Below are 23,420 nucleotides of genomic sequence, written 5' to 3'. Positions count from 1 at the left end.
CTTAAGCTTCAGGGTTGCTTGGTGCCGAAACCCAGCCAGCGCCGTCACGTTTGCAATGCCACTTCGGGAGCGGTTGAAGCTATACCCTCATAGCGCGATGCATGTTGCCTGATGTTTTCCATTAGGCTTTCAACATCGGCCTGGTCAGTCCTGGGATTCATGACGACAAATCGTAGATAGACGGCTTCATTGTATATTGTCGTTGTCAGGTAAATATTATTTTCGTCAATTATGAATTTTCGAAGAGACTTATTGAAGTCGTTCAAATCTACACTTCTATTTCGAGGGATATACCTGAATAAAACAATGTTAAATTCCGGATTTATGGGAATTTCGATTTCATCGACTGCAGACAAGCTTTCTACGAACAAGCTTGTCGTTTCGAAAATTCTCTTGATCAGCATTTCGAACAGCCCGTCGCCATAGATGGAGAGGATGCCCCAAAGCGATAGAGCGGCCGCACGTTTTGTGCATTCCGCGGTTGCCAGTCCGCAGTCATATTCATGCCCCTCATCCGCGCCCTCGGCAAACAGATAGCGAGCTTCCTGGCTAAATGCGAAATATTTGTCCCGCGAACGCCGATAGAAAAGATATGTCGACAATGTCGGAACGAAGAGCATTTTGTGCGCGTCCCATACGACACTGTCGGCCCTATCGATCCCTTCCAAAAGATGACGATGTTCGGGGGAAAAGCTGACGGCTCCTCCGTGGGCCGCGTCGACATGCAACCAGACATCATGGGCCTCGCACAGGTCGGCGATCCGCGGAAGAGAGTCAAACGAGCCTGTCTTGGTTGCGCACGCCGACGCCACAACAGCGATGATGGGGATTTGCCGAGCCTTCAAGATCTGCAGAAGTTCGGCAAGCGCCTCGGGATCAATCCTGCCGTTGCTGTCGGACTTAACATAGAGGCATTGGTTCGATCCAAGTCCGAGTATTCCGGCCGATCGCTCGATGGAATAATGCGACCCTTGATGAGCGATGATGACCGGGCTTGTTTTGCAATGAGGAAGCCCCTCTTTCCAGACTCCGTCGAGCGCCTTGTTTCTTGCGGAAAGCAGCGCGGTCAGATTAGCCAATGTTCCGCCCGAGGTAACAAGACCGGAAAATGTATTGGGCTTGAAACCGAGCTGAACGCCCAATCGTTCCACCATGACCTTCTCGACGGCCGTCGCCCAGGGGCCTAGCTCGTAAATGGCCATGCCTTGATTTGCCACATCAGCCGCAAGCTCAAAAAGCGAAGCCATCGGCAAGGGCGGAGGCAACTGATGGCCTATGTATCCGGGATGGTGGACCGTCTGTGTGTTGGCCAGGAACTGCCCGATCAAGGCGCTCGCCCTTGATGTGATCGCCTCCATATCTCCCGGATCAACCGGCGGGTTATTCTGTAGGGATCTGCGCGCCTCGGCGACGTTTTCCAATGGAGGTTTAATGGCCAGTACAGGGCCGGACCGGCCCTGCGCATTTTTGAGATACTGTGAAAGCAGGTGAACGACCGCATCCCCTGCCTTTGCGAAATTGTCCGCACTGTAAATCTGATCAATAATGGAGGTAATTGAAGTGTCGTGCGCAGCCGAAGTTCGAAGATCTGCGTTTCCGGACGTATTATTGATGGACATGTAAGTCGCCTTCCAACGAGAGTGGATATCGCCGCTACTTATGCTTGATGTTCAGCGGGCATCGGGAAGGCGCGGGAGAGTCGTCGCTATACAGAAAGTACTGCTTCCATTCGCGATTATGCTCGTCACCGTACATGCTGTAATCCAGATGGCCTTCGATGCCGTCATATTCCATCCAGCGCTCTCGGATCTTTTGACGAACTTTCGGCCCGTAGGGCGTGTCTCTGCCGGCAACGATGTCGAAATTTGTTCTCGGCTGGATCGTGAAGACGAGCGAATCGGACAATACTCGGCTGCGGTGCTTGCCCAGAACAGGCGATGTGATGTTTACGAAAAGCTGATATCCATTGAAGCAAAAGCTCCATATCGGATCGTCTGGATCGGTGGGAATGTCTTCCGGCCAACTAAAATTATCATTGTAGTGGAGATATTGAAGTATATACCACGCCGCATTTGAATATTGATGTTGTTCGATAAGCTTTTCATTTGGCTTGAATATCGCCATGAGGGGAGGACACACGGTATGCGTTCCGTACTTTTCCTTTAATGTTTCTACGTATTCCATGACGCAGGAGCAAAAGTGATCGAGTGCCGCGACTGTTTCCCAGCCATCGATGAAGGTCAGCAGCAGATATTTTTGATCCATCGCCTTCTTGGCAAAGATGCACGGGAACGTATCGTCATTAATATGAGCGGATATCTGCTCCCAGGATTTCAACTGCCAGCTTTCACCGCAGTCCTCCCGAGATTCAAATTTCATGTCTGCAATTTGCGCCGCTGACGTAAGCAACGACGGAGAGTTCAGTTCAAGAAGATCGAATTTAATAGACAAAGCGCAACTCCTAATAATTGTGACATTTGCAATTAAGGGGGAAGCTAAAATCCGATACGCATAGATAAAGACTGATATCTATACGTCGGCACTTATGGTTTTAGCGTTTACTTATATTTAAATAGGTGGAATGCCGTGTTTTTTGTTATTTAGACGCACTGATACTGCGCGGTTTGCGATTGAAGGATCTCGCAAACCGCCTCTCTGGCCTGAGATTGAGTGGAACCGCGCCGCTACCGCAGGAGCTTGGTCCAAAGCTTGTCGTAGAGTTCAACGACTGCCGGATCGCATGGCGGCACGAATTCAGGATCTGGCGTCCCCGCCGGCAGGTTCAATTCGGGAGCTTCGGCCAACGCCGGATCCATGAATTTCTTACTACCCTTGATGGCATTGGAATATTTGGCGTAGTTGGATACCAAGGCTGCGTTTTCAGGTTCCATCATGAAATTCAGAAAGAGCTTGGCGTTTTCCAGATTCGGAGCGCTCTTCGGAACAACCAGATTGTCCATGAAGCCAGTGAAGCCTTCCTTCGGATAGGCGTATTTCAGCGATGGCTTTTCCAGGCGTGCGCGCAACGCGTAGCCATTCCAGCTCTGCGAAACCTTTGCTTCGCCCGAAACCAGCAATTCCTTCGTTTCGGAATTGTAGCTCTTCACCCATGGCTTCTGGGTCATCAGCAGGTCGAGGACTTTCTTCAGGTCTTCCGGATTGCTGTTGCAACGAGGAAGCTTCAGATAGCGCAGGCTGGCGTTGATGACCTCGTTGACGTCGCGCAGCATGTTGATCTTGCCCTTCACGCCGTCTGCCGGATCGAAGATCTGCGCCAGCGTGTCAGGGTCGGTCTTGACGATGTCGGTATCGACGACGAAGGACGTCGTTCCCCAGGCCCATGGGACGGAATAGTGACGACCGGCATCCCAGTAGACATCCTTCCATTTGTCATCGACATTGGCATAGTTGCTCATGCCGTTCGGCTCGATCTTCGCCAGCAGATCTTCCTTGATCAGGATTGCCACCATGTAGTCGCTGGGCACCAGGACATCGTATCCCGTCGCGCCGCTCTTGATCTTGGCGAGCATCGTCTCGTTGGAATCGTAGGTATCGATGTGCACTTTCACATCGTATTTGCTCTCGAATTTCTGAACCAAATCCGGAGGCGTGTATTCGCCCCAGGTGTAAAGGTAGAGATCGCCCGCCGCCGATGCCGTGTTCGCCGCGAACGTAGCCGCCGCGAAAGCGATGCCGCAGGTTGAGAGAAATTTCAATTTCATGGTAGTTCCCCTTTTTGTTGGACTTATTGGGTTTTTCTGGTTCTTCCCAGAATTGCCGATGTCAGCACGATGATCGTCGAAACAGCGATGAGGATGGTTGAAATCGCATTCACCTGGGGGGTGATCCCCAGCCGGAGCATCGAGTAGATGTAGATGGGAAGCGTCGTTGCGCTCGGCCCCGCGACCATGCTTGTAATGATGAAGTCGTCGAGCGAGATGATGAAGGCCAGCAGAAAGCCGGACATGACGCCGGGCAGCAATAGCGGCAGGGTGACGAAGCGGAACGCCTGCACGCTCGTTGCATAAAGATCGGACGCGGCGTCTTCCAGGCTTTCGTCCATCGCCTCCAACCGAGCTCTCAACGGCAGGTAGGCGAACGGTATGCAGAAGACGATATGCGCCAGAAGCACGGTTATCATCCCCAGCTTGAGCCCGATGGTGACGAAAAGCACCAGCGTCGAAACCGCGCTGACGATTTCCGGCACCATCAGCGGCAAGGTCAGGACAGCAAGGACTGAACCGGTATTTTTGATCCGCCGGCTGCGGGTTGTCGCCAGTGCCGCACCCATAGCCAGCACCGTCGCAACCGAAGCCGCGACCGTGGCGATCAGAAGGGAATTGATGGCGGCGACCTGAATGTCTGAATTTGCAATTACCTTCTGGTACCAGCGGACGCTGAAGCCACTCCAGACGCTGACGGAATCTCCGGAATTAAAAGAATAGAAGATGAGAAAGGTGATCGGCGCATAGAGGAAAACGATCGCGAGACCGGCAAGGAGGCCGAAGCCGGGAAAGGTCCGAATGTCTTTTTGAGGTTTGTGAGCCATCGGAGCCTCGTCAATGCGCATTTTTGAGACTGTCGCCGGCCCGTCTGGCGACGGTCAGCAGCAGAACAAGGGTGACCGTCAGCAGGATCATCGAAACGGCGGCGCCGAATGGCCAATTGCGCGACCCCTGAAACTGCATGACGATCAGGTTTCCGATCATCATCTTCTTGCCGCCCCCCAGGATATCGGGTGCGAGAAAGGAGCCAACACTGGGAATGAAGACCAACAGACAGCCGGCGACGATGCCCGGTTTCACGATGGGGATGAGCACGCCGAACAACACCTTGCGGTATCCGGCATAGAGGTCGTAGGCGGCCTCGATCAGGCGGAAGTCGAAACGCTCTAGCGCCGAATAGATCGGCAGGATCATGAATGGCAGGTACGAGTAGATAAGCCCGAGGCCGATGGCGAAGTCGGAATAGGCGAGCGGTAGCGGATCCTTGATGATGCCGAGCCACTCAAGCAGCGAGTTTACCGGCCCGTCGTCGCGCAGCACGAACAACAGCGCGACCGTCCTGATCAGCAGGTTCACCCAATAGGGTATGGTGATGAGGAAGAGCCAGATGTTCTTCTGATTTTCGGGCCGCGTCGCGACGAAATAGGCGACGGGAAATCCGGCCAGCAGACAGAGGACAGTGGCAATCGCCCCCTGAAACACCGAACGGGCAAAAATCGCCAGATAGTCCGTGGTGAAAACCAGGCTGTCGTCGAAGATGTCGCGGTCGAACAGAAACCGGATATAGGCCTCCGGTGAAAACTGCCAGACGACACCGCCATAGGCACCCGGTTTCAGGAGCGAATAGACGGCCATGAGCCCGAGCGGCAACAGCAGGAAGAGCCCGATCACGGCCAATGCTGGTCCGGCAAGCAGAGCGTTGCGTCGAGTGTGGGTGGGGTCGGATTTGCTCATCGCCTAGTCCCCCAATACCCGCATGGCGTCGGGCTCAAAGCCGATGGCGATGTCCTGGCCGACATCAAACGCCATGCGCCCGCGCGCACCGCCTTTGGGAGCCCGCGCCACAAGCTCAACATCGCCCGCCTGCAACCTGAACTCGATCGCATTGCCGAGGTAGATCTGCCCGACCACCCTCATCCGGAGCAATTGCTCTTCTGCAACCTTGCCTTCGGCGTCCAGGATAATTCGCTCGGGCCTGATCGACAGCGTGACCTTTTCGCCGGGAGCGAATGTCCGCGTCGCCGGGCCGGACAGAATAAGGTTGCCGGCGAGGCGAACCCGGGCGCTGCCGGGTCCGGTATCGACGACCTCGGCCGGAAGAAGGTTCGATTCGCCGATAAAGTCGGCGACGAAGCGATTTGCGGGGTGTTCGTAGATTTCGGCCGGCCGCCCGATCTGCTGCACGCTGCCTTGCGACAGCACGGCGATGCGATCGCTCATTGCCAGCGCTTCCTCCTGGTCGTGGGTGACGAAGACGAAGGTAATGCCCGTTTCGCGCTGAAGGTTTTTCAGCTCCCAACGCATCGCCTGGCGCAGCTTCAGATCGAGCGCGGACAGTGGCTCATCCAGGAGCAGGATCTGCGGGTTTGGCGCCAGTGCCCTGGCAAGCGCAACCCGCTGTTTCTGCCCGCCCGACAATTGGTCGGGCTTCCGGTCGCCGAAACTCTGCATGTGCACCAGGTCGAGAATGCGCTCCACCCGGGCTGCAAGGTCGGCTTTCGGGACGCCTTTCATTCTCAATGCGAAGCCAACATTTTCCCTGACCGTCAAGTGCGGGAAAAGGGCGTAGTGCTGAAAGACCGTATTCACCGGACGCCGGTTGGCCGGCAACCCGACGACGTCCCGGCCGAAAATTTCGATCCTCCCCTCACTCGGCTGCTCGAAGCCGGCGAGAATTCGCAGAAGCGTTGTCTTCCCGCAACCTGAAGGCCCGAGCAGCGTGAAAAACTCGTTTTCCCTCACACTGAAGTCGATCGAGCGGAGCGCGACATATTCATTCGCTTTTCCGCCGTTGAAGACCTTGCCGACGCCCTGGAAAGAAGCGGCTTCTCCCACTGGACTAGCTATCCCCGACATCTGGTTTGGCCTTTCTCACTGCGTAAGCAGAATTTCAGTTCTGGAGCGTGTGGGTTGCCGCGGAGATGGCCTCGTCGAGGACATCGACGATGGTTTCGCAGTCCGTTTTCGAGAGGATAAGAGGTGGCGATACGACGATGCGATTGCCGATCGGCCGGATGATGACGCCGTTTTCCTTGCAGCGGGCGAATACCACGTCAGCGGCATGGCTGGAGGCTGGGAACCCTTCCTTGCTCTGCCGGTTCGACACCAGGTCGATGCCCAGCATCAGGTGGCTGCCTCGAACGTCGCCGACGATCTCATGCCTGAGGAGCTTCTTCGCATAGGCCTGCAAGTGCGGTCCGACATTGCGCACATGCTCGAGCATGTTCTCGCGTTTCATGATGTCGATGGTTTCGAGGGCCGCCGCGCAAGCGACCGGATGCCCGGAATAGGTAAAGCCCATCGTGAACACGCCGTCCACGCATTGCGGCTGGCTGATCACGTCATGGACCGCATCGGACAGGATCGTCGCGCCGAGAGGCACATAGCCAGAGGTGATCCCCTTGGCGAGAATGAGAATATCGGGAACATGTCCGAACAGGGCCTCGGAGGAAACCCACTCTCCGAGCCTGCCGAAAGCCGTTACCACCTCATCGGCGATATACAACATGTCGTATTTCTTGCAGATTTGGTGCATCCGGCTGTGATAGCCCTGCGGAGCGACCAGCACCCCGCCCGCACCCATGATCGGCTCGGCGATGAATGCGGCGACGTTATCGGGGCCTAGTTGCAGAATGCGTCGCTCGAATTCATCCACCAGGAAATCGCAATATTCCTCTTCGCTCCTGCCATCGGCGCCGCGATACATGTCTGCCGCCGAAACGTGATGAATGAAGTCCCTCCCGATCGCGTCGAAGCCAATTTTGGTCGCGTGAATACCGGTGAGATTGGCGGCGACATAGGTCGCCCCGTGATAGCCGTCGATGCGCGAGATTATCTTCTTCTTGTTCGGCTTGCCGAGCTGGTTGAAGTAGTAATGGACAATCCTGATCGCCGCGTCGTTGGCGGTCGAGCCGCCGGTCGAATAGAAGACGTGGTTGAGTGTGCCGGGCGTCAGGCTGGCAAGTTCTCGCGCCAGTATAGCCGCCGGCACGTTCGTCGAATGGCCGAACGGGTTGTAGTACTGCATTTTCATGATCTGAGATGAAACCGCATTGGCGATCTCTTCCCTCCCATGGCCGACATTGACGCACCATAAGCCGGCAATGCCGTCGAGATATTTGCGACCGGTGCTGTCGAGGATGTGGATGCCGTTTGCCTCGGTGATGATCTGGCTACCTTCAGCCTTGAAATGGGCGAAGTCGGCATAGGGGTGGATGAAGTGGTCGCGATCTGCTTCCCAGACCGCAGCGTGATCGAAATTGCGCATGCAGGTTTCCAAGTTAGGATTTGCACAGAAAATAAGCAAGGTTTCGCTTTGCCTGAAAGTCACCCAATTGGGGGACAGCGGATGCGGTTGCCGCTGGACGCGTCGATGTCCCCCGAATGGGTAACTTTTCAAATCGCGGGCGATCCTATCGTCTGCGGCAACGATATTTCGGCCAAGGTTCGGCTGCGGCAAACAACAGGAGACAGGGGAACATGAACGCACCCGTGACAATCAAGCGGCTCGGCGCGGACGCTGCCCGTTTCGTCGCCAAGGAAAAGAAGCTCTATATCGCAGGGGCCTGGGTTCCCGCTGCGGGCGGCAAGACCTTCGATGTCATCGACCCGGCGACCGGCCTGGTGTTTGACCGCGTGCCCGAAGGAACCGCCGCCGATATCGACCTTGCGGTTGCGGCCGCCCGCCAGGCGTTCGAGGATGGGTCCTGGGCAACGATGACGCCTTCCGAACGCGGCAAGCTGGTCTGGCGCCTCGGCGATCTCGTCGAAAAACACGCCGACGAACTTGCCGAGCTGGAAGCCCTCGACAATGGCAAGCCGGTGACGGATGCCCGTCATGGCGACGTCGCCTTCTCCTACGAATTGCTGCGCTATATGGCCGGATGGAGCACCAAGATCTGCGGCGAGACCATTCCGCTGTCGTCGTCCTCCGCGCCCTATCATGCCTATACCTTGCGCGAGCCGGTGGGTGTCTGCGGGCAGATCGTGCCATGGAATTTTTCGCTGATGATGGCGGTCTGGAAGGTGGCGCCGGCGCTTGCCGTCGGTTGCACCATCGTCCTCAAGCCGGCGGAACAGACGCCGTTGACAGCGCTGCGACTGGCCGAACTGGTCGAGGAAGCAGGCTTTCCCGCTGGCGTCTTCAACGTGGTGACCGGATATGGCGAAACGGCAGGTGCAGCACTTGCAGCGCACCCCGATGTCGACAAGATCGCGTTTACCGGCTCGACCGAAGTCGGCAAGAAAATCCTCGAAGCGGCCAAGGGCAATCTGAAGAAGGTGTCGCTGGAGCTTGGCGGCAAGTCGCCGATGATCGTCTTTGCCGACGCCGACCCGGCGGTAACTATCCCCGCGGTTGCCTATGGCATCTTCTACAATATGGGGCAGACCTGCACCGCCGGCACACGGCTTTACGTGCACAAGGATATCGCCCCCGTCATTCTCGACGGCCTCAAGGCGTTTGCCGCCAAGATGAATGTCGGCGTCGGGCTCGACCCTACCACGCAGATCGGGCCTTTGGTCTCGCTCGAACAGTTCGAACGCGTGACCAATTATGTCGCGGCCGGCATCGCCGAGGGCGCGACCCTGTTTCATGGTGGCAACCGCGTAGGTGACCAGGGCTATTTCCTTGAGCCGACCATTCTGACGGACACGACATCGGATATGTCCGTCGTGCGCGAAGAGATTTTCGGACCGGTCCTTGTCGTTGCCACCTTCGACGACGAGGGCATCGACGCTGTCGTGCGGGAGGCCAACAATTCCATCTATGGCCTGGCGGCCAGCGTTTTCACCCGTGACGTCAGCCGGGCGCACAAGGTTGCAAAGAAGCTGAAGGCCGGCACGATCGGCGTCAATACCCATCATGTGATCGATCCGGCCCTACCGTTCGGCGGGTTCAACCAGTCCGGATGGGGGCGTGAACAGGGCTATGAGGCCATTCTGCTCTACACGGAAGTCAAATCCGTCGGCGTTGCACTTTAGGCGAGCGCATGGCCGGTTGGCACTTCAGACAGGGGAAATGCTGGACATGTCCAATCTACTGATTGATGGAAACCGGCTCTGGGAGAGTGTCCATGAGACGGCGGTCTTCGGCGGGACGCCGGACGGAGGCGTAAAGCGGCTGACGCTTTCGCAAGAGGACCGCAAGGTCAGAGAGTGGTTCAAGTCCCAATGCGAGGAGCTCGGTTGCCGGATAAGCATCGATGAGGTCGGCAACATGTTCGCCTTCCGGCCGGGCCTCGACGACAGCCTCCTGCCGATTGCGATCGGCAGTCACCTGGACACCCAACCGACCGGCGGAAAATTCGACGGTATCCTTGGTGTGCTCGCGGGGCTCGAAGTCATCCGGGTCTTACATGACGCTGACTATCACACACGCCATCCCTTGATGCTCGTCAACTGGACCAACGAGGAAGGCGCCCGCTTTGCTCCGGCCATGCTCGGCTCGGGCGTCCATGCCGGTGTCTTCGATCGATCCTTCGCCGATAGCCGCACAGATGCGGACGGCATCACATTTGCTCAGGCGATAGAGGCGATCGGCTATCGCGGCTCCACGCCGCTCGGACAAACCCGTTTTGCCGCCATGTTCGAACTGCATATAGAGCAGGGGCCGGTTCTCGAGCGCGAAGCCATTGAAATCGGGATCGTGACTGGCGTGCAGGCAATGCGTTGGTACGATCTGGTCATTGTCGGTCGCGAAGCCCATGCCGGATCGACTCCGATGGATATGCGTCAGGATGCCCTGGCTGACGCAGCACAGATCATATTGGCTGCGCAAGACGTTGCCCGCCGTCACGGCGGGCTTGCCACAACCGGCACAATTTCGATCGCGGCCCCCTCGCGAAACGTCATTCCCGGACATGTGACGTTGAGTCTCGACCTTCGACACGAGCAGGATGCGGAACTGGATGCAATGGAGCGGGAAATCACCTCCGTTATCGCGGATCGGTGCCAGTCCGCCCGCGCGACACTGACGCAAATCTGGAAGAGCCCCGCGGTTCGCTTTGATGCAGCCTGCCTGGAAGCCATCAAGAAGGGGGCATCCGCCGCCGGCGCCAGCACCCGAAATATCGTATCCGGCGCAGGTCATGATTCCGTCTATGTGTCGAGGATCGCGCCGACGGCGATGATCTTCATTCCGTGTCGGGACGGTCTCAGTCACAACCCCGCCGAAAGCGCGTCCAGAGAACACTGCACTTTGGGAGCGCAAACCTTGCTCAACACCGTGCTTTTCCACGATCAGACACCGGACGAAGGAAGCCGCTGACACCTCCCAGTCCAGTTCGCCCAAGGGGGCGAAGACAAATATTAAGCTGTTTTCACTTCATCCGACATGAAGCTGATGAATGCTGAAAACAGCTCGCCCTGAGTTCGTATATTCAATTTCTGATATAGTCTCTTGCGATATATTTTGACGGTCTCGGGGCTTATGTTCAGGAATCTTGCGATGGATTTAACAGAATGGCCGCGCAGTGACATAATTGCCACTTCGCGCTCCCGTTCACTCAAAATATTGCTGCCGAAATCCCGAAAGGAATCGGAAGCCAATCCATCGTTGCTCTCGCTCCTAGACGGCGTCACCTCTGAAAATATGGAATTCCATTTTTGCTTACAAAGAGCGTCGAGACAGCCGTAAAAGGCCTCCAGGAATGCGATATTGCTCGTCCCGCCGACCGCATCCCTGCCCCGCCGCCCGATGGAAATCGTCAACACGCCATTCGTGCCAAGATCGACCAAGATCGCGCATTCGTCGACCAGTCCTATATGTGAATAATATTCGCGGTAGTAATCGCTGCTTGTGAAAGAGTCGGGAACGCAGTCGGCGAGCCGAAATACGCCTGCGGAGCAACCTTCGACAATCCTGTTGTAAATGGGATCAAGCAGGTAGGCGCCATTCACGTAAGGGTGAATCGTCGATCTCTCGTCGAAACCGGACAGGTTGTCGTAAACCCGGACAGGAGGCTGGCCCACCTTGAACAGTGAAATGAAGACGCTATTGCATTCCGCATAGCTGTCAAAAAATTTTGCCAGCAAATCGCCAAATCTATTTCTGTCGCTCTCGCCGATGAGGGGCGCCAGATCTCTCAAAACATTATCGCGATTGTCCCACCTGTAAATCTCGAAAGCACCGGGTCCTTCGGACAGGCTGGCACAATCGGTCACTGTCGATGCTTTTGCTATAGGAATGTTGATTTCCACCAAGAGCTGCCCCGGAATTTTCGCCGAGAATTGACCCGCCTTTCATGTATGGAACGGCGGCTGGGCTACGGTCAATATCTTACTTTTCGCGTCCGGTTTCGGTTCACCGCACCTCACATTTTTCAATCGCATGCCGCCCTCGGAGGCCTCTAAGATGCGGTAATAGACAGTAAGGAGCATGATCCTCATTAGCTCGGGATCAAGTCGCAATAGGATCTGCCTGAGACACCCGTGCGATCCTGCTCGTAAACTCGCGGGTGCGCTGCACCTGAGGAGCGTCGAATATCTGCTCCGGCGACCCAATCTCCTGGATTTTGCCGTTCGCCATGAAGACGACGCGATCGGAAACTTCGCGCACAAAATTCATTTCGTGGGAGACGATCAGGAGGGTGATGTTCTCGGAAGCCAGGAGCTTGATGGTATCGAGCACCTCGCCTACCCGCTCCGGATCGAGCGCGGAGGTGACCTCATCGAGGAGCAAGATTTCCGGCTTCAGGCACAGCGCCCGCGCAAGAGCGACACGCTGTTGCTGGCCGCCCGAGAGTTCGTCGGGATAGGCGGCGAGCTTGTCGCCAAGCCCCACCTTCTCGAGCAGGCGCCGGGCGTCAGCCTCCACCTCGCTCCTGTTGCGCTTCCGGATCTTCGCCGGAGCAACCATAACATTACCGAGCACGGTCATATTGCCGAAGAGATTATATTGCTGGAAGACGATCGCGAGCTTTTCCCGCGCGGCCCTCAGCGAACGGCGGTCAGAATAGTCGATCCTTTCGTCGTCGAGAACGATCTCGCCGCGCTCCGGCTTGAGGAGACCCGTGATCACCCGCAGCAACGTGCTCTTTCCGGACCCCGACGGGCCGATCAGGCTCACGATCTCACCGCGCTCCACCGTCAGGTCTATGCCGTCGAGGACGGTGTGATTAGCGTAGCTGGCCGTGAGACCGCGAATGTCGAGATGCGCCAAGATTGCTCTCCAGATAGGCCCCCAGCCGGGCCAGGGGGTAGGAAATCAGAAAATAGAGAATGAGGATCGTCGCGAAGACGAGCAGAGCCGAAAAGCCCTTGGTATTGAGGATCTTTCCCGCCTGGGTGAGTTCGAGGACACCGATCTGCGAGGCAAGCGCCGTGTCCTTGATGAACAGGACGAAGTAGCCGAACACCGGCGGCAGGATCAGCGGCCAGGCTTGCGGCCAGCGAACGAGACAAAGGGTCTGCCAGGGCGAGAAGTTCATGACCTCGGCGGCCTCGAGCTGGCTCGGGCGCACGGCGGCGAGCCCCGCGCGGATGATCTCCGCCACGAAGGCCGTGGAAATGACCGAGGTGCTGATGAGGGTCACGACCAGCGGCGAGATATCGAAGCCAAGCACCTGCGCGCCGAAGAAGAACACCAGCAAGGTCACCAGGAAGGGCACGCGCCGAAACACTTCGACATAGATGAAGGCGACGACCTTGAAGGGCAGGAGAATCCGAGCACGCGACAGACGGGCCAGGGACAGAATCGTTCCGAAGACGACCCCGACGAGACAGCCAACGGCCGAAAGGAAGAGCGTCGTCAATGCGGCTTCCGCAAGCATGGCGATGTTGTAACTACTGAAGACCTGGGGAAGCTGAGCGAGAATATCCTTCAACATTAGAGCACCCTGACCCTTGCGCGGAAGACGTAGCGGCCGACCACCGCAAGCAGGATCGTCGCCATGAAGGTGATGACGACATAAAGCCCGGCGATCGTGGTGAAGATCTCGATGGAGCGGAATGTGGTCGAGTTCACATTGAACGCTCGGCCCGTCAGCTCCTCGACGCCGAACACGGCCGCCATCGATGTGCCAAGCGTCATCAGAATATATTGATTGCTGAGCGGAGGCATCGCGACGCGGAAGACATGCGGCACGATCACATAGCGCAAGCTCTGAAGCCGGCTCATGCCGAGCGTCTCGGCCGCGTCGAGCTCCTCCTGATGAACCGAGGCAAGACCAGCTCGGAGGATTTCCGTCAGATAGGCGCCTGCATTCAGCGTCATGCCGATCAGCACGGCCGCGAAGGGCGAGAATACGACACCGAGATCCGGCAGGCCGAAGAAGATCACGTAGATCTGCACCAGCTGTGGCGTATTGGTGAAGAAGACGACATAGGCCCGCACCAGCCGCGACAGGATCGGGCCACCCTCGTTACGGGCGATGGCAAGCGCGAAGCCGATCATCATGCCGCCGGCGAAGGCAAGGACGCTCAGCTCCAGGCTGAGCAGAGCGCCCCCTATCAGGTAGGGCAGATAGGATGTGATCTGGCTGTAATGTAGAGCGTAGTGCATGACCCGATCCCGTTCCGTATCAGCCGTGTCGTCCGATCAGAAATAAGGCGTGACAGGGACCGGATAGACCATGTCGATGCCGAACCATTGCTTGTAGGTCTGCTTCATGAAGCCGTTTGTCTGCAGCTGGTAAAGGGCGACATTGACCCAGGACTTCAGCGCCGTATTGCCCTGCGCAAGGCCGATGCAATCATAGTCGATCGAGGCCGACTTGTCCGTGATCACCCGCGTCTCCGCGCTGTAGTTCTTCGTATAGGCGCCGAGATAATCGACAACGTCGACGATGGCATCGCCCCGGCCCTGCTCGAAGGCGCGCACGGCATCGGGATAGTTGTCGAACAGCGTCACCTGCGCCTTCGGCAAACGCTCCTTCACGAAGTCGACGGGTGTTGTGCCGCGTACTTCGACGAGATGAACGTCCGCGGAGTTGAGATCATCCATGGTCTGGTAAGGCTTGTCCTTCGCAACCAATGCGCTGATCGCCTCCGTCTGGATCGGCAGGGAGAAATCGATCACCTTCGCCCGGTCGGCCGTGCGGGTCAGCGCGCCGAGCACGATATCGGCCTTGCCGGTTGCCAGAAACGGCACGCGATCAGCCGACGAGACCTGTACGAGCGAAACCTCCACGCCGAGCATCTCGCCGAGCTTCTTGGCGACATCGACGTCGAAACCCTCGATTTCGTTCTTGTCGTTGAAGCGGCCGAGCGGCGGCAGGTTCGGATTGATACCCACTACGATCTTCTTGGCCGAAAGGATTTCATCCAGGCTATGTGCATTGGCGGCAACCGCCGTGAGCGCGAGGCAGACCGCGCCGGCAAGCATGCAAACCGTCTTTAAACTCTTCATATTGATCCCCTTTTTTTGCTTTGCCGTGGCCAGACCGGAGATATTTCAGCATCCGAACCGTTGCACTAGCGTTCCCGACGGTGTATCTATCGTATACCGTTCGTAGACGAAAGAAACACCGTGACAGGCGAAAGTCAACCCTTCGAATTGAGACGACCCAGTCTGCGAGAGCCGGATGTGAGGCGCGGGACGCCTGTGCGCTTCACCTTCGACGGCAATCCCGTTGACGCCTATGCGGGAGAATCGGTGGCTGCCGCGCTGCTCGCCGCCGGCTATCGAACCCTGCGGGAAAGCCCGAACGAGCATGCGCCGCGCGGTGCGTTCTGCTGGATGGGTCTCTGCCAGGAGTGCACGGTGGAGGTGAACGGCGTTCGCAGGCCGGCTTGTCGTACGGAATGTGCGGATGGCCTTGTCGTGCGAAAGGGAACGATCGCATGAGCGACACCTGCGATGTCCTCGTTATCGGCGCCGGCCCGGCCGGCACTGAAGCTGCCCTGTCTGCGGCTGCTTGCGGCCTGCGTGTCGTGCTGGTCGACGAAGCCCCCGCGGCAGGTGGACAGGTCTACCGCGCACCACCCGACACCTTCTCCGGCCTGCCGGCCACCCCGGAAAGCCGCGCTGGGGACGCGTTGCGTCGCCGGCTCGCGGAAAGCACGGTCGACGCCCATTTCGGTCACACCGTCTGGTCGGTTTCGCCGGACTTGCGGGTCGACGCTCTCGCCGAGGGCGGGCCGGTGTCGTGGAGCGCCCGCAAGATCATCGTCGCGACCGGCGCGCAGGAGCGGGTCGTGCCGTTTCCCGGCTGGACGCTTCCCGGCATTGTCGGCCTCGCCGGCGCGACCATACTTCTCAAGTCGCAGCGTATGCTGCCGGGCCGCCGCACCCTGGTCGCCGGGCAAGGCCCGCTTCTCTTGGCGGTCGCCGCCGGAATTCTGAAGGCTGGCGGTACGGTGGCCGGTGTCGTCGATCTCGCTTCCCGCGGCGAGTGGCTGGCGCAGAGCCCCGCACTCCTGACCCGCCCCGACCTCGCCGCTCGCGGCGCCGGTTGGCTGGCCCGCCTCCATGGCGCGGGCATTCCCTTTTTCTACCGCCACGCCATCCACCGCGCCGTAAAGCGGGATGAGAACGAGATCGAGGTAACGATTGGTCCCGTCGACCGGAGCGGTTGTACGATCGCCGGCAAGGAGCGGACTTTCGTCGTCGATGCCGTCGCAGTCGGCAACGGGCTTGTCGCGTCCACCGACGTCACCCGGCTGCTGCGGGCGGACCATGCATTCGACGAGGCTCGCGGCGGCTGGATTCCACGGATAGACGCCGACTTTCGCACCAGCATCGCCGGTCTCTATACGGTCGGTGACGGCACCGGGATCGCCGGAGCAGCAGCGGCGGCGCTGAACGGCCGCCTTGCCGGCCTTGTCGCCGCCCGCGACCTCGACGCCCTCTCGGGCGAAACCCACGCATCGCAATCCGCACCCCTTCGCCGAAGCGCCAAACGGGCACTCGGATTCGGCGGCGCCATGGCCGGGCTGATGGCTTTGAAGCCGGGGCAGATCAAAAGCATCGCCGAAGATGCCGTCGTCTGCCGCTGCGAGGACGTGACGCGGCGAGACATCGATTTGGCCTTTGCCGACGGCGCACGCAGCGCGAACCAGCTCAAGGCCTGGACGCGCTGTGGCATGGGGCCTTGCCAGGGCCGCATCTGCGGCGACATCGCGAGCGCCCTGCTCGCGCAGGCCACAGGGCAGCACCCAAGATCAGGCATGTTCACCGGCCGGACGCCGTTTCGTCCGCTTCCGCTCGCCCAGCTTCTCGAGCAAGTCGATTATGCCGAGCTGAAGCTCCCACCGCCCGCGCCGCTATGATGTCAAAAAATCCTTCACAAGCATTCGATATCGCTGTGGTCGGCGCTGGCGCGATGGGGGCAACGGCGGCCCTACATCTCGCGCGTTCCGGCATGCGCGTCGCCTTGATCGACCGTGGTGAAATTTGCCGCGAGGCCTCCGGCGTCAATGCCGGCACGCTGACGCTCCATATGACGCGCGCAGCCCTGATCCCCTACGCCATGAAGGGACGCGAACTCTGGCTCGACGCGCCGAACTGGCTTGGCATGGATGTCGGCGCCCGCTCGGCTCCGGGATTGTCCCTTGCCTTCACGGCGGCGGAGCGGGAGATGCTGGAAAAGAGGGCGCAAGCGCGCGCCGCGATGGGCGCGCCGATCCGGCTGATCACGCCCGCCGAGGCTCTCCGGATCGAACCGGGTCTCAATCCATCCCTCATCGCCGCAGCCTATTGCGAACTCGACGGCCACGTTACCGCCTATATGACGGGCCGCGCCTATCGGAAGGCACTCATCTCGGCAAACGTCACCATTCTCGAAAACACATCGGTCAGCGGGATAGAACAGGATGGCGGCGATTACACCATTTTGCATGAGGACGGCGCAAGAACAACAGCCAAGCGGCTGGTTCTCGCGGGCGGCGTCTGGCTTGAGACGATGCTCGCCTGGCTCGGGTTCCAGGTGACGATCAAATGCTTGATCAACCAGCTCGTCGTCACCGAACGGATGCGGCCGGTGATGCAGACCGTGGTCGGGATCGCCAACGGCCTCCTGTCGCTCAAGCAGTTCGAAAACGGCAGCGTGCTGATCGGCGGCGGCTGGCAGGGCATCGGCGATCCGATCCGTGGCGGCGTCGAGACGATCCCGGAGAACCTCATCGGCAACGTCCAGCTCGCCCGTCATGCCATACCGGCCCTTGGCGACACTCGCATCTTGCGTATCTGGCTCGGCCTCGAATCCGAGACCGCCGATGCCATGCCAATCATCGGGCCGCTACCCGGACTGGACGAAGCCTATGTGATCGGCTGCGTCCATTCCGGCTATACCAGCGCGCCATACATGGGACGGCTCCTCGCCGACCGGATTCTCGGGCGCGAACCCGAAATGCCGCTCTTCGACCCCGCCCGACTGATCAAGAACCCGGAGGAAACAGCTTGATACCCGCCATAGACCACCCCTTCCGCGGCATCTACGTGGCCACGCTCACCCCATTTCGCGACGACGGCACGATCGACGAGGATGCACTCGCCGATCATTTCCGCTCCGTAACGGCCGAACCGGGGATCGTCGGCGTTCTTTGCAACGGCCATGCGGGCGAGAACATCCTGCTCTCCCGCGAGGAGCGCCGCCGGGTGACGGAAATCGCCGTCAAAGCGATCGGCGATACCCATATCGTCGTCTGCGGGATCCTGTGCGAGGCGACCGCGGAAGCCGTCTGCCATGCCGAAGACGCGGCCAATGCCGGCGCTGATTCCATTCTCGTCTTTCCGCCATTCTCCTGGGCACTGTCGCAGGACGCCGAGATGGCCGTGACGCACCATCGCGCGATCGCCGAGGCCGTCGATACACCGATGATGCTCTATCAAGCTGGCGTCGCTTCCGCGCTTGCCTACCGGCCGGAGGTGCTCTCCAGACTGGTCCTGTTGCCGACAGTCGTGGGGATCAAGGAGGGAAGCTGGGAGAGCAACGCCTATGACCGCAATCGCCGCCTCGTCAAAAGCACGGCGCCCCATGTTGAGATCATGGCATCCGGGGACGAGCATCTCCTCTCTTGTTTTGCGATCGGCAGTGAAGGTAGTCTCGTGAGTCTAGCGGTGATCATGCCGGGAGAGATCGTGGCGCTGGATCGCGCAGTGCAAGGGGGGGATTTGGAACGGGCACGCGCCTTGAGCGAACGCATTCAGCCGCTGGCAAACGCCGTCTACGGTACACATCCTGTCGGCTGGGCCACGGCGCGCCTGAAGGCCTGCATGGTTCTGCTTGGACATTGGCGCAACGGCAGTCCGCGCGCTCCCATCACCGATCTGCCATCCTCCGAAATCCTCCGGCTGCGGCATGCCCTTGCCGATGCCGGACTGCTAGGCTCTGATGCATGAACGACGATAGCCTTTTGTCCGCCATCAACGGCGAAGCAAGCCTCAGCGAGCGCGCCTATGACGAACTCAGCCGCCTCATTTTGACCCGCAAGCTGCCGGGCGGCAGCCTTGTGGTGGAAGGACGGCTCGCCCAGCAGCTCGACGTTTCCCGCACCCCGATGCGCGAAGCAATCCTGCGGCTTGCGGCGGAGGGTCTTCTTATCAAGCAGGGCTCGCGCTCCTATGCGGTGCGCCGGGTGCAGCCGGTGGAGTTCTTCCAGGCGCTCAAGGTTCGCGAACTGCTCGAAGGCGAGGCCGTCGAGCTCGCGATCGGCCGCATCAAACCTGAAGCGATCGAGGCGCTGCGCAGCGATATTCTGAGGCTCGGCGCACTGGAAGCACAAGCCGCCGAACATTGGGAAACCGACGACCGTCTGCACATGCTGTTTCCGGAAGCGCTCGGCAACGGCGTACTGGTGCGGATGATCCAGCAGCTGCGCGTCATCACGCGCCTGTTTGAACTGACCAGCCCGTCGGGTCGCGTGGCGGCGGACGCCGCCGAACACGTCGCCATTCTGGACGCCTTCGCCAAGGGCGACGGCCGGCGCGCGCGGGCGGCGATGGTAACCCATCTGCGCAATGTCGCATCCGAGATTCTGGACATCGTCAGCGGCCGGGACACGGCCCCCGCGCGTCGGAGACCGTGAACAGGGGGATTTGACCTGGTCGCTCGCCTTGAGGGGATTGGAGCCATCGGTCCGAAATCAACAGGGGTTCACTCCGAAACCGGGTCAATTCTCCGTACAAATCAACACTCTCATCGTCTATCAAGGCTCGTTCCAGCTGCGTCTTATCGTCCACAGACCGCCAAAATTACGATGCACCCGATGACACTTTCGGCAATGGTCCATATGTTCTGACGGATTTTGTTCGTCAAAGCAGATGTATCGAGTGAGGCCAGCGCAACGTGATTTCCGTCTTTTGTGTCCTGCGATCCGGTGGCGAATACAAGGCCGACCATGTTTTGCGCTTGCGCACGCAAGTGGTGAATCATCTGCCCGATGCGGCATTCCAGTGTCTTTCCGATATTGAGATCGAGGGCGTTCGGACCCTGCCGCTGATCTACGACTGGCCGGGCTGGTGGTCGAAGATGGAGCTTTTTCGTCCGGGGATCTCAGGGGACATCCTCTTCATGGACCTCGACACCTCAATCGTTGGCAGCCTTGCCGATATCGCGTCCATCAACCAGCTCACCCTGATGCGCGACATCTATCGCCCGGAGGGCTTGCAGTCATCGATCATGTATTTGCCGGAAGCCGCTCGTGAGCGGATCTGGGCCGAATGGATCGAGCAACCACGGCATTGGATGGATATCTATCACAAAGGCGGCGACCAGGCGTTCCTGGAGCGCTTCTGGCTCGATCGCGCCAGCCGCTGGCAGGATCTATTGCCTGGTCAGATCGTCTCCTGGAAATCGCATGTGCGACAGGCACTCCATGATGACGAAAGCGGGAACGGCTCGATCCCGACAGATGCCCGAGTGGTGATCTTTCATGGCAAGCCGCGACCTTGGGATATCGGCTGGTAGTCGTCATTCGCGGCCGATTCACAATCGGACAATTCCGCGTTCACCGACGATTATCTGCGCCGCCTGCCGCCATCAAAGAAAAGCAGCATGGCAAGCCCGACCAATCCGGCAGCCGCTCCGATCACCGCCGTTCCCGAATAGCTGCTCATACCGGTTCCGATCGCAAAGAGAAGAGCGCTGAGGCCGGCGCTCAGGAAGATGTTGACGGATATGAGGGCGCTGCCAAGCCCGGGGCGCTCGGCAATCAGATCCTGCAAGTAGGTGATGGGAATGCTGATAAGGGCGGCGGCCCCGATCCCGCTGACAAGGGTTAGTGCATAGACATGCCAGGGCGCCGAGGCGAGCCCTAGCAGCAGCAGGTAGACGACATAGATGACCGTGCCGATGGCCAGCGCGGTGACATGGCTCATGATCCGCTGGGCACGTCCCCACGCGATGATGAAGATGACCTCGAGAAGCGCCACGATCCCCACGAGCACGCCGATATCGGTGACTGTCCCATGGGCCGCGCCGGTGACGATGAGGGGCAGGATGGCGCCGTTGACATGAAGCGTGCTGCTGATCAGCGCCACCGCAATGACGCGCACAAAGACCGGCGGCGAGACGACCTCGCCGAGGGCTGCAAGATAGGAAAGATGGCGCGTTGCCGCCTTGTCGGTGCCGTTCTGGCGCGGAAGGAAAACCGCGATCAATCCGAAGCAGACCGCACAGGCCAGACCCGCGAAGAGATAGGCGGGCAGCATGGTCTTGGAATTTGCAAGCAGCGCGCCGGTAATACCGGGCACGAGAACCCAGGACAGAGAAATCATCGCCCGGACGCCTGAGTTGACGGTGGCGACGTCGTTACGCTCCATTCCCGTGGTCGCGACCCTGACATTGGCAAAAAGCAGCGAATTGAGGGAGCCGTACACCGGCAGGAATAACAATGCGCTGACGACGAAGGTCACCTGCGCCGGAATGACAAAGACAGCCCCGTAGCCGAGAATGCCGAAAATCGCGACCGTGAGCATCATCGCGCGGTATTCGCCGAGCCTGTCCGCGAGATTTCCAAGCAGAATGCTGACGATGACGTTCACTGCGGCCGCAGAAAAAATCAGCGCCGAATACAGCCCATTGCTCAGGCCGAGCTCGCGAATACCCACGACGGACTGATAAGGCGATGTTGCAGCTCCGGCAAAGCCGAAGGCAAAGATGGCAAGCATGCTCACCCGGATCGTCGGGTCGCGGAATACTTCGGGAAGGAGGCGGGTCATCAGCGGTGTCGAAGGTCTGGCAAATCAGCCGATTGTGGGGTGACAGGGTTTTAGCAGGTTTAGGCCCGCCCGAAACCCGCTCAAGCCAAATATTCGCTCCCACTCTGTCAAGCGGTGTGCTGACAAGAATGGCAGCCGCTTGATTGGCGCCCCTCATCGGCTCTTACGCCATACTTCCAAAAGGATCATTTTTCAGGGGGGCAGACCACCGAAACGCGAACGGCGATGATCGCTCCAAGCCTCAGAGATCAAAGACATGGAAGTGAAATGCGCTGACGCCCATCAACGCATGTTCCGCGCCTGCGACATCTGCGCCATTATAGGTGGCACCATCCAAATACAGATTTCGGTCGGTAGCGGGTGTCCCGGCCCAAGCGTCATTCAGGAAGGTCACGCTGACATCATGGCTGCCTTTGTCCCAATCACCCTGCACCATTAAGTGGTCGGATTGGCCGGAGCCGTGATGAGAGTGGGCCGTCTGGGTCCCGCCAATCTGTTTTCCATCGACCGTAACCCTGTACAGGGCGTCGCCGAGATAGGCGTCCTCGCTGATCGACAAAACCAGTTTGTCCGCTCCAGCGCCGATAGTGGCGCTGGTTGTGGGTGTGCCGCCCGCTGGCGGCGTGACGGTCACAGGGGGAGTGGTGGGAGCAGTAGCAGGAAGGTGAGAATACACCCGGATATAATCGATCTGCTCTGAAATCGGCGCTTTGGTAATATCCGCATTGTTGTGGGGATCGTTCTGCGTAGCCAGATTGGCCAGCAGATACATTGGCCCATGCATATCACTGGGCGTGGCCTTCGTACCCATAAGCTGACCGTCGACGTAAAAGCCTATGGTATCCGCATTCCAATCCAATCCATATGTGTGAAAACCGGTTGGCTGAGCGAGCCCGCTATAGACCTGCAAATTTTGTTGCCAGTTGGCGTTCGGCGCCGCATCCGTCGTGTGAATGCCGCTATAGACACCCTTCTCAAAACTCCCGTAGTTTTCGACAACATCAAGTTCCTGCCAGTGCCCGGCCTTGTTCGGATCGGCTATCACATGGTCCGGCAAAAGCCAGAAAGCCTCCCATGCTCCGGCAAGGTTCGAGAAGTCAGCTCGCATCTCGAAGTAGCCATAGGTTTGCGAAAAATGCCCCTGCGTGGTGATCAGGCCGGATTCCCAGCTACCGGGGATGCCCGAAGCAGTACGGTCGGGCACGGCCGTAATCGTCAGCACGCCGTTGCTCACTTTGAAAGGATCGTAGCCCGACGAAGGATCAACGAATGAAGAGTGACCGAAGCCGATATCGGAATTGGCGTCATAACGCCATTGTGGACGGATATCGGCCCAAGTCGTGCCATTACCCGTCTGAGAAATGCTGCGAGTGTTGAACTCGTCGTCAAACGTCAGCTTGTACTTGGTAAGATCAATCGCAGACATGTTTACCTCCAGGGCAAATGAACCCGCCCGCGCGTCCAAGATTGTATGGACCGCGAACATCCAACGCCAACAAAACGCAAAACCTGTCGATATCCCCGCGATCCGATGGCAGCGTCATCAAATCGAAGCTGCCACTCAGCCGACCCGCGAGAAGGGCCTCTGTTCCTTC

General features: G+C 58.8%; 22 protein-coding genes. 8 read left to right on the top strand and 14 right to left on the bottom strand.

From position 1 onward, the window contains the following. Positions 1–44: 44 nt before the first annotated feature. The 7 genes from AC1RO0_RS15280 to AC1RO0_RS15250 form a co-directional block, all read right to left on the bottom strand. Positions 45–1,619, bottom strand: a complete 1,575-nt coding sequence (locus AC1RO0_RS15280; protein ID WP_498593735.1) for a pyridoxal phosphate-dependent decarboxylase family protein — start codon at positions 1,617–1,619, stop codon at positions 45–47. 34 nt (positions 1,620–1,653) lie between these two features. After that, entirely contained in the window at positions 1,654–2,451 is a 798-nt protein-coding gene (locus tag AC1RO0_RS15275) for a YqcI/YcgG family protein (RefSeq protein WP_498593734.1), read from the bottom strand. A gap of 233 nt (positions 2,452–2,684) precedes the next feature. Then, a complete protein-coding gene (locus tag AC1RO0_RS15270; protein ID WP_498593733.1) occupies positions 2,685–3,722 on the bottom strand; it encodes an extracellular solute-binding protein in 1,038 nt (345 codons plus the stop codon). Between the two features lie 23 nt (positions 3,723–3,745). Further along, positions 3,746–4,549: an ABC transporter permease gene (locus tag AC1RO0_RS15265; protein WP_498593732.1), complete on the bottom strand. Its 804-nt coding sequence runs from the start codon at positions 4,547–4,549 to the stop codon at positions 3,746–3,748. Between the two features lie 10 nt (positions 4,550–4,559). After that, complete coding sequence (locus AC1RO0_RS15260; protein ID WP_498593731.1) at positions 4,560–5,459, bottom strand: ABC transporter permease; 900 nt, start codon at positions 5,457–5,459, stop codon at positions 4,560–4,562. 3 nt (positions 5,460–5,462) lie between these two features. Beyond that, the gene (locus AC1RO0_RS15255) at positions 5,463–6,560 is read right to left on the bottom strand and encodes an ABC transporter ATP-binding protein (protein ID WP_498593730.1); all 1,098 of its coding nucleotides are present in this window, start codon (positions 6,558–6,560) and stop codon (positions 5,463–5,465) included. Positions 6,561–6,615: 55 nt separating this feature from the next. Continuing rightward, entirely contained in the window at positions 6,616–7,992 is a 1,377-nt protein-coding gene (locus AC1RO0_RS15250) for an aminotransferase (RefSeq protein ID WP_498593729.1), read from the bottom strand. A gap of 212 nt (positions 7,993–8,204) precedes the next feature. Between AC1RO0_RS15250 and AC1RO0_RS15245 the strand changes: the two genes are divergently transcribed. Both AC1RO0_RS15245 and AC1RO0_RS15240 read left to right on the top strand, forming a co-directional pair. After that, a complete protein-coding gene (locus AC1RO0_RS15245) occupies positions 8,205–9,707 on the top strand; it encodes an aldehyde dehydrogenase family protein (RefSeq protein ID WP_498593728.1) in 1,503 nt (500 codons plus the stop codon). A 46-nt stretch (positions 9,708–9,753) separates the two neighbouring features. Further along, positions 9,754–10,992: a M20 family metallo-hydrolase gene (locus AC1RO0_RS15240; RefSeq protein WP_498593727.1), complete on the top strand. Its 1,239-nt coding sequence runs from the start codon at positions 9,754–9,756 to the stop codon at positions 10,990–10,992. A gap of 41 nt (positions 10,993–11,033) precedes the next feature. On the opposite strand, the gene AC1RO0_RS15235 is transcribed toward AC1RO0_RS15240, so the two are convergent. The 5 genes from AC1RO0_RS15235 to AC1RO0_RS15215 all read right to left on the bottom strand — a co-directional run bounded on the left by AC1RO0_RS15235 (position 11,034) and on the right by AC1RO0_RS15215 (position 15,072). Next, positions 11,034–11,924, bottom strand: coding sequence for a helix-turn-helix transcriptional regulator (locus tag AC1RO0_RS15235; RefSeq protein WP_498594030.1), 891 nt, complete (start codon positions 11,922–11,924; stop codon positions 11,034–11,036). A 199-nt stretch (positions 11,925–12,123) separates the two neighbouring features. Beyond that, positions 12,124–12,885, bottom strand: coding sequence for an amino acid ABC transporter ATP-binding protein (locus AC1RO0_RS15230; protein ID WP_498593726.1), 762 nt, complete (start codon positions 12,883–12,885; stop codon positions 12,124–12,126). Next, positions 12,842–13,552, bottom strand: coding sequence for an amino acid ABC transporter permease (locus AC1RO0_RS15225; RefSeq protein WP_498593725.1), 711 nt, complete (start codon positions 13,550–13,552; stop codon positions 12,842–12,844). The genes AC1RO0_RS15230 and AC1RO0_RS15225 overlap by 44 nt, the downstream gene beginning before the upstream one ends. After that, a complete protein-coding gene (locus tag AC1RO0_RS15220; RefSeq protein WP_498593724.1) occupies positions 13,552–14,226 on the bottom strand; it encodes an amino acid ABC transporter permease in 675 nt (224 codons plus the stop codon). Before AC1RO0_RS15220 ends, AC1RO0_RS15225 begins: the two co-directional genes overlap by 1 nt. A gap of 36 nt (positions 14,227–14,262) precedes the next feature. Beyond that, entirely contained in the window at positions 14,263–15,072 is an 810-nt protein-coding gene (locus tag AC1RO0_RS15215) for a transporter substrate-binding domain-containing protein (protein WP_498593723.1), read from the bottom strand. A gap of 120 nt (positions 15,073–15,192) precedes the next feature. Between AC1RO0_RS15215 and AC1RO0_RS15210 the strand changes: the two genes are divergently transcribed. From AC1RO0_RS15210 to AC1RO0_RS15185, 6 genes are all read left to right on the top strand, one after another. Next, entirely contained in the window at positions 15,193–15,510 is a 318-nt protein-coding gene (locus tag AC1RO0_RS15210) for a (2Fe-2S)-binding protein (RefSeq protein ID WP_498593722.1), read from the top strand. Beyond that, a complete protein-coding gene (locus tag AC1RO0_RS15205; protein ID WP_498593721.1) occupies positions 15,507–16,934 on the top strand; it encodes an FAD-dependent oxidoreductase in 1,428 nt (475 codons plus the stop codon). The genes AC1RO0_RS15210 and AC1RO0_RS15205 overlap by 4 nt, the downstream gene beginning before the upstream one ends. A 35-nt stretch (positions 16,935–16,969) precedes the next feature. Next, positions 16,970–18,067: an NAD(P)/FAD-dependent oxidoreductase gene (locus tag AC1RO0_RS15200; protein WP_498593720.1), complete on the top strand. Its 1,098-nt coding sequence runs from the start codon at positions 16,970–16,972 to the stop codon at positions 18,065–18,067. After that, a complete protein-coding gene (locus AC1RO0_RS15195; protein ID WP_498593719.1) occupies positions 18,064–19,005 on the top strand; it encodes a dihydrodipicolinate synthase family protein in 942 nt (313 codons plus the stop codon). The genes AC1RO0_RS15200 and AC1RO0_RS15195 overlap by 4 nt, the downstream gene beginning before the upstream one ends. Then, positions 19,002–19,691, top strand: coding sequence for a GntR family transcriptional regulator (locus AC1RO0_RS15190; RefSeq protein ID WP_498593718.1), 690 nt, complete (start codon positions 19,002–19,004; stop codon positions 19,689–19,691). Before AC1RO0_RS15195 ends, AC1RO0_RS15190 begins: the two co-directional genes overlap by 4 nt. Before the next feature lie 260 nt (positions 19,692–19,951). Then, positions 19,952–20,572, top strand: coding sequence for a hypothetical protein (locus AC1RO0_RS15185; protein ID WP_498593717.1), 621 nt, complete (start codon positions 19,952–19,954; stop codon positions 20,570–20,572). A gap of 50 nt (positions 20,573–20,622) precedes the next feature. Here AC1RO0_RS15185 and AC1RO0_RS15180 read toward each other — a convergent pair whose 3' ends face one another. Together AC1RO0_RS15180 and AC1RO0_RS15175 are read right to left on the bottom strand one after the other, a co-directional pair. Next, on the bottom strand, positions 20,623–21,825 hold the full coding sequence (locus tag AC1RO0_RS15180; protein WP_498593716.1) for an MFS transporter: 1,203 nt from the start codon (positions 21,823–21,825) through the stop codon (positions 20,623–20,625). Between the two features lie 241 nt (positions 21,826–22,066). After that, positions 22,067–23,251, bottom strand: a complete 1,185-nt coding sequence (locus tag AC1RO0_RS15175) for a family 16 glycosylhydrolase (protein ID WP_498593715.1) — start codon at positions 23,249–23,251, stop codon at positions 22,067–22,069. Positions 23,252–23,420 lie beyond the last annotated feature (169 nt).

The sequence above is a fragment of the Rhizobium sp. GW821-FHT14E12 genome, assembly GCF_058803745.1.
The sequence above is the reverse complement of the archived record's forward strand: the minus strand, read 5'-3'. Positions and strand labels throughout refer to the sequence as shown.